This window comes from Lawsonibacter hominis (assembly GCF_014287895.1).
GTDB classification, from domain to species: Bacteria; Bacillota; Clostridia; order Oscillospirales; family Oscillospiraceae; genus Lawsonibacter_A; species Lawsonibacter_A hominis.
Genome location: NZ_JACOPP010000029.1, coordinates 22,589 through 28,601, shown reverse-complemented (window position 1 = coordinate 28,601; position 6,013 = coordinate 22,589). Strand labels below are relative to the sequence as shown.

Here is a 6,013-nt window from a genome sequence, read left to right as displayed (position 1 = left end):
CCCGGGGTATAGGCCAGGCTCAGGTCGTTCTTGTCCTGCACGCGCACGGTGGAGATCACTTCGATCTTGCCACGCTTGGCGTAATGCAGCTTCAGGCTTTCTTCCGCGATCGGTGTCATGGTATCACTCATTTCCTCAGGGTTTGGACGGCCCGGCGGGCCAGTTCCGGGCACTTGCCCAGATATTGCATGGGATCCAGCAGGGCATGGATCTGCTCGGCGCCCAGTGCCTGGACCACGGTATCGTTTTTCTTGAGCTCTTCTTCGAAGTTCTTGCCGTTTTGGAACGCGTCCACGGCGATCTGGTTGATGAGCTCGTGGGCGTGCTGCTTGCCGATGCGCTTGCCCAGCTCCAGCATCACGTGCTCCGACTGGGTCAGCCCGCCCAGCCTGTTCAGGTTGGCGCGCATATTGGCTTCGTTGACCTGGAGCCCCGCCATCAGCGCGTCGGCCCGGTCCAGCAGTTCTCCGGCGGCCACGCAGCAGGCCTCGATGTGTTGGCGCTCACCCACGAAATGCATGATGTTGCGCTCGTGATCCACCCACATCATCTCCAACACGGCGGCATGGTGATAGCGGATGTCGCGGGCCAGGCTCATCATGTGCTGGGTGGAGGTGGGGTTGACCTTGTGCGGCATGGTGGAGGAGCCCACCTTGCCCGCCGCCCAGGGCTCGCTGAGTTCGGCGGTCTCGCTGCCCATGAGCAGATAGACCTCCTGGGCGATCCGCCCAAGACAGCCGCCGATGAGCGCCAGCTCTCCCGTAAATTCGGCCAGGCGGTCCCGGGAGGCGTGCCAGGACACGGCGGGAACGCTCAGGCCCAGCTGTTCGGCCATCTTTTCCTGAATGGCGTCCCCATCCTCCCCGAAGGAGACCATGGAGCCCACCGCGCCGGAGAGCTGGAGGGCGAGGATGCGCTGTGCGCTCTGGTCCAGCCGGTCGATGCAGCGCTCCAGCTCGTCGGCCCAGATGGCGGCCTTATAGCCAAAGGTGATGGGCAGGGCCTGGATGTTGTGGGTGCGGCCCATCATGGGGGTATCGGCATGGCGCTGGCACAGGTCCAGCACGGAGGACTGGATGCTCACCAGCTTGGCGCGGGTCAGGGTAAACATGCTGCGCAGGGCCAGAGTCATGGCGGAGTCCATGATATCCTGGGTGGTGGCGCCCAGATGGATGTACTGGCCGCTCTCCGGTCCCGCCGCCGCCTCCAGCAGGCGGAGCATGGAGACCATGGGGTGTCCGGTCTTGGCGTAAAATTCGTCATAGCGGTCCAGGGCCAGCTTCTCCACATGGGCGGCCTCGGAGATATCCCTCGCCGCCTGCGCGGGGATGATGCCCAGCGCGCCCTGGGCGTTTGCCAGGGCGGCCTCCACCTGCAGCCAGCGGGTGAAGCGCCCGTCCCGGGAAAAAAGGTCGGAGACCTGGGGTAAAATGGCTTCCATCACGCGCCTCACTTGCTGTTTTCAGCGGTGACGAACTTGCCATAGCCCGGCTCGCCGAAGACCTCGCCGTTCTCCATGACCACACGGCCCCGGACCACGGTGCCGGTAACTGCGCCGTGCATCTTGCGGCCCACATAGGGGATGGTCTGGGTCTTGGTGTAGACCTTGTCCTGTTCGCTGATGACCCATTCCCGGTTCAGGTCCACGATGGTGAAGTCCGCGTCGCTGCCCACCACGTTGGAGCCCTTGCGGGGGTACATGCCGAAGGCCTTGGCAAAGTTGACGGAGGTGACCTCCACCAGCTTCTCCAGGGACAGGTCGCCCTCATTCACGTGGGAGACCAGCAGGTGGCCGAAGTAGTCCAGCATGGCAAAGCCGGCGCCGGTGTGCAGCGCGTCGTCGCTCTTGTACTCGTTGGGGGCATGGGGAGCGTGGTCGGAGCCGATCATGTCGATGACGCCGTCCCGGATGGCGGCCCAGATCTTGGCCTTGTCGGGTTTTGCGTCGTGGTTGAGGTAGATGTACTTGCCGCCGGCGATGTCATAGATCTCGTCGGAGGCGTCCATGGCGGGCATATACTCGAAGGAGGATACGATGGTCATCTCGCCCCGCTCCTTGAGCATGCGCACCAGGTCGATGTAGCCGGGCATCCAGGCGTGCATGGCGTACCACTTCATCCCCGCCTTCTTGGCGTAATAGGACAGCTGATAGGCCGCGCCGGTCATCTCCTCGTCGGAGTACCACATGTGGCGCACATTTTCCAGCGTGATGGGCTTGCCTTCGGCCTTGATCTGTTCCACTGCGGCATCGAAGAAATATTTGTCGAAGGGGTGGACGGAGCAGTACCTGCCGGTGGCGGCCACGGCCCGGAAGGCCTCGTAGATGCGGTGCGTGTCCAGAGTACCGGCGGTGGTATTGTAGGGATAGGTGGCCACTTTTTCAAAGAGCTTGAACCAGGCGGACCCCTCCTGGGCGATCTCCGTCACGTCCTGGGCGGTGCCCAGAGGGCAGCCGATGGGGTTGAAGTCGATGACGGCGCGCGCCTGGCCGGCCTGGACCTCTTCGCGGTAGTCCGCCAGGGTGTTGGGCACGGGCTTCACATTGGGCTGGGGACAGACCATGGTGATGCCGCTGTGGGCGGCGGCCATGGTGCCGGTGTAGAAGTCTTCCTTCTGCGTCAGGCCGGGGTCCCGCAGGTGGCAGTGGCAGTCGATGAAACCGGGCAGTACGTATTTTCCCTGGGCGTCGATGACCCTTGCGCCCTCCAGAGGTACGGCGGGGTCGGCCAGCACGGCGATCTTTTCACCCTGCACGCCCACGTTGAGTTTATAAAAGCCCTGTTCCGTGTAGACGACGCCATTTTTAACCACTAAATCAAAGTTCATATCATGTGCTCCTTTCAAATGATCTGTAAAAAGGGGGAGGGCGCCGCCGCAGAGCGGCGGCGCCGGAAAATCAGGCCAGGAATTTGCCTACGATTGTGATCAGATTGTTGATGACGGTGATCATGACGAACAGGTAGGCGATGGAGAGGACCACGGTAAAGCCCTTGCCAACCCTGTAACGGCTCATCTCATCCTTGCGGTTGCAGAGCAGAATGGTCATGATGCCCAGTATGGGGGTGTTGATGACGCCGCCGATCTGCGCCAGGGTCAGAAGCTGGGCGGGCACGCCGCTGTACAGGAAGCCGACCACAGCGGCAAAGACCAGCATGAGGATGCTGATGATGTTCTCCGCCTTGTTCTCCATGCCGGAGTCCTTGTCCAGGGACTGGAGCAGCAGGTTGATGCCCAGCTTGGGAGCCATCATGAAGGAGGAGATGGCGGCGGCCAAAAAGCCGATGCCGAAGACGGGACGCACCCAGGCGCCCAGCAGGCCGCTGAGGGCGCTCAGCAGGTCCATGCCGTTTTTGATGGGGGCCCCGGGCAGCAGGTTGGCGCCCACGAAGAAGCAGCACAGGGAGATGACGCCGATGGCGATGACGCCCACGATCACGTCGATGCGCAGGCCGCCCTGGTCGATGTCACGGGTGGTGTAGCCCTTCTCCTTGGCCAGGGAGGAGCCCCAGGCGCAGGTGCCCAGGGAGGCGGTGGTGCCCAGCAGGGAGAGCATGAGCGCCATGCTGCCGGCGGGCATGCCTACGATGCTGTGGGAGACGGTGCCGTCATAGGGGATCCCGGCGGTACCGATGAGGGAGATGATGAAGATGATCGCCATGATGCCCACCAGGACCTTCATAACCGTCTCCATCTTGTGATACAGGTTTTTCAGGAAGAACAGCACGGCGCAGATCACCAGAGCGATGAGACCGCCGTATTTGACGGGCAGGCCGGGGAAAAGCATGTTCATGCCCAGGCCGCAGCCCATAAAGTTGCCGATGCCGTACACGCACTGGCCGAGGAAGGCGAACACACCCGCCAGCACGGCCCACACTTTGCCGTACTTTTCCCGGATGCCGACCATCAGGGGCTTGCCGGTGACCACGGTGTACCGGTTCATTGCCAGGGAGAAGACCGCCCGGAAGACCAGCATCACGATAAACCACCAGAACAGGTTATATCCGAAGTTGGCGCCTGCGTTTGTGGAGGAGACGATGGAGCCGGGGCCGATGGAGGTCGCCGCCAGGATGAAGCCGGGGCCCAGCGCCGCCAGGAAGTACTTCAGGCCGCTTTTGTCCGAAGACTTCGTTTGCTCGATGTTTGCCAATTCACTCACCTCTACTACAAATTTGAACGATTCGTGCGGAAGAGCAGCATACCTTCCCGCCTGAACGTAAGTATATAGGGCCGTGGCCGGTCTTTGCAATTGATACATGCCTGTGCGCCTTTATTCTCGAGTCGGCGGCTGTATACAGCAGTATACAGGATGCGTTCACAAACAGAACAGGCTCCCAAGCTCCGGATATTTGTCCGGGATCCCCAGCGCACGCAGACTGCCCCACAGGCCGAATTGATTGCTGGCCAGCACCGGCTTGCCCAGTTCCCGCTCCATCGGCGCGATGATCTCCATGGCGTGCAGGCCCGAGCAGCTTAGCAGGACCGCGTCGGACTCCGGCCGGTCGCAGTGCCGGACCAGATCAAAGATCTCCTCTGCTGTGACGGTCAGAATGTCCCGTGGATCGGAACGCAGGAAGCCCCCCTCGCTTACAATATCCAAGCCGGCTTCGTTCAAAAAGGCGTGTTCCGCCCGGTTCAGCTCGGGGGAAGAAGGGGTTACCAATGTGACGCGCTTTGCCCTGAGTGCCTGCAGCGCCTGCAGCATGCACTCTGCGGATGTGATCACCTGCGCGCCGATCTCCAGACTGAGCGTTTGGGCGTGTGCCAGGGCCGCGGCCCGCCCGTCCACAAAACTGCCGGCCGTGCTGCTGAGCAGCACCACATCGCAATAGGCGTTCTGCGCCAGCAGGGCCGCTGCGTCATCCACAAAGCGGTTCATCTCCCGTATCCCCTCCGGGGTGGAGGCGGTCAGGGGCGTGCGGGTGGTGAGAACGGCCACGCCCGCTGGACGGTAGCGGTTGAAATCGGCTTCTGTGGCATTGCCGGGCGCAGTGGCCACGAGACCGATGCGCCCCCGCCAGCCGTCGGTAAACGGCTTGTCCATATAAACACAACCTTTCTGTTTTCTGCTTTGGGATCATCCGCGCTGGAACAGTGTGCCCAGACCGGGAAGCTGATCCGGAATCCCCAGCGCGCGCAGACTGCCCCACAGACCACACTGATTGCTGGTCAGTACCGGCTTACCCAATTCGTGCTCCAGCGGCTCGATCAAACCATCCACGTGCAAGCCTGTGCAGCTGATGAACATCCCATCCGCATCCGGGGTGTCGGCATCCAGCGCAAATCGGCGCATGGTCTCAGCGGTCAGCTTCGGCGTGTCCTGCGAACGCTCCAGCAGCGCGCCTGTAATGTGGACCACCGTAATGCCGCATGCCTCCAGAAAGCGGCGCTCCAGCGCATTGACCTGGGCGGAATAGGGGGTCACCACGTTCAGCCGGCGCAGGCCCAGCGCCTTCAGCGCGCGGAGTACGCAGGTGCTGGTCGTGGTGACCCTGACGCCGGTGAGTTGTTCCAGATGGCGCGTCAGCTCCTGGTCAAAGCCTTTCCCCCCAAGAAAACTGCCGGCCGTGCAGCTGAACAGGATCAGATCTACAATGGAACTCTTGGCCAGCATGAGCGCCGCGTCATCCACATAGCGATTCATCTGCTGCAGACCCTCCCGGGAAATGCCGAACAGGGGCACCCGTGTGGTCAAAACAGCGACCCCTTCCGGTTTGTAGCGATTGAACTCCTGCTCGGTGGAACTGCCCGGCGCGGGGGTGATCAGGCCGATCCGCCCGCGCTGACCGTCCACGTAGGGAAGGCTCGATTGATCAAGCATAGTAGACCCCGCTTTCTGTTTTTTCTTTAGGCATCACCGGACAATTCCCCACGCACATTTTGGCGGCCAATTTGGCCCACAAATGCGTTGCAAAACCTTGCAATACGCAAAGTATTCCTGCGGTTTTGCACCTTTTTGCGGCACAAATTTTCGCGCCGATCCGCACGCGTTGAATCATGCGGTAATGCCCTTATT

5 protein-coding genes are annotated in these 6,013 nt (G+C 61.7%); all 5 read right to left on the bottom strand.

From position 1 onward, the window contains the following. Window positions 1–127: 127 nt before the first annotated feature. Window positions 128–1,441: a class-II fumarase/aspartase family protein gene (locus H8S57_RS14545; RefSeq protein WP_186908755.1), complete on the bottom strand. Its 1,314-nt coding sequence runs from the start codon at window positions 1,439–1,441 to the stop codon at window positions 128–130. Window positions 1,442–1,449: 8 nt separating this feature from the next. Continuing rightward, the gene (locus H8S57_RS14540) at window positions 1,450–2,826 is read right to left on the bottom strand and encodes a dihydroorotase (RefSeq protein WP_186908754.1); all 1,377 of its coding nucleotides are present in this window, start codon (window positions 2,824–2,826) and stop codon (window positions 1,450–1,452) included. Window positions 2,827–2,896: 70 nt separating this feature from the next. Beyond that, window positions 2,897–4,156, bottom strand: a complete 1,260-nt coding sequence (locus tag H8S57_RS14535) for an Nramp family divalent metal transporter (RefSeq protein WP_186908753.1) — start codon at window positions 4,154–4,156, stop codon at window positions 2,897–2,899. Between the two features lie 156 nt (window positions 4,157–4,312). Then, window positions 4,313–5,041, bottom strand: a complete 729-nt coding sequence (locus H8S57_RS14530) for a maleate cis-trans isomerase family protein (RefSeq protein WP_186908752.1) — start codon at window positions 5,039–5,041, stop codon at window positions 4,313–4,315. 33 nt (window positions 5,042–5,074) lie between these two features. Next, the gene (locus H8S57_RS14525; protein WP_186908751.1) at window positions 5,075–5,818 is read right to left on the bottom strand and encodes a maleate cis-trans isomerase family protein; all 744 of its coding nucleotides are present in this window, start codon (window positions 5,816–5,818) and stop codon (window positions 5,075–5,077) included. Between the last annotated feature and the right edge of the window lie 195 nt (window positions 5,819–6,013).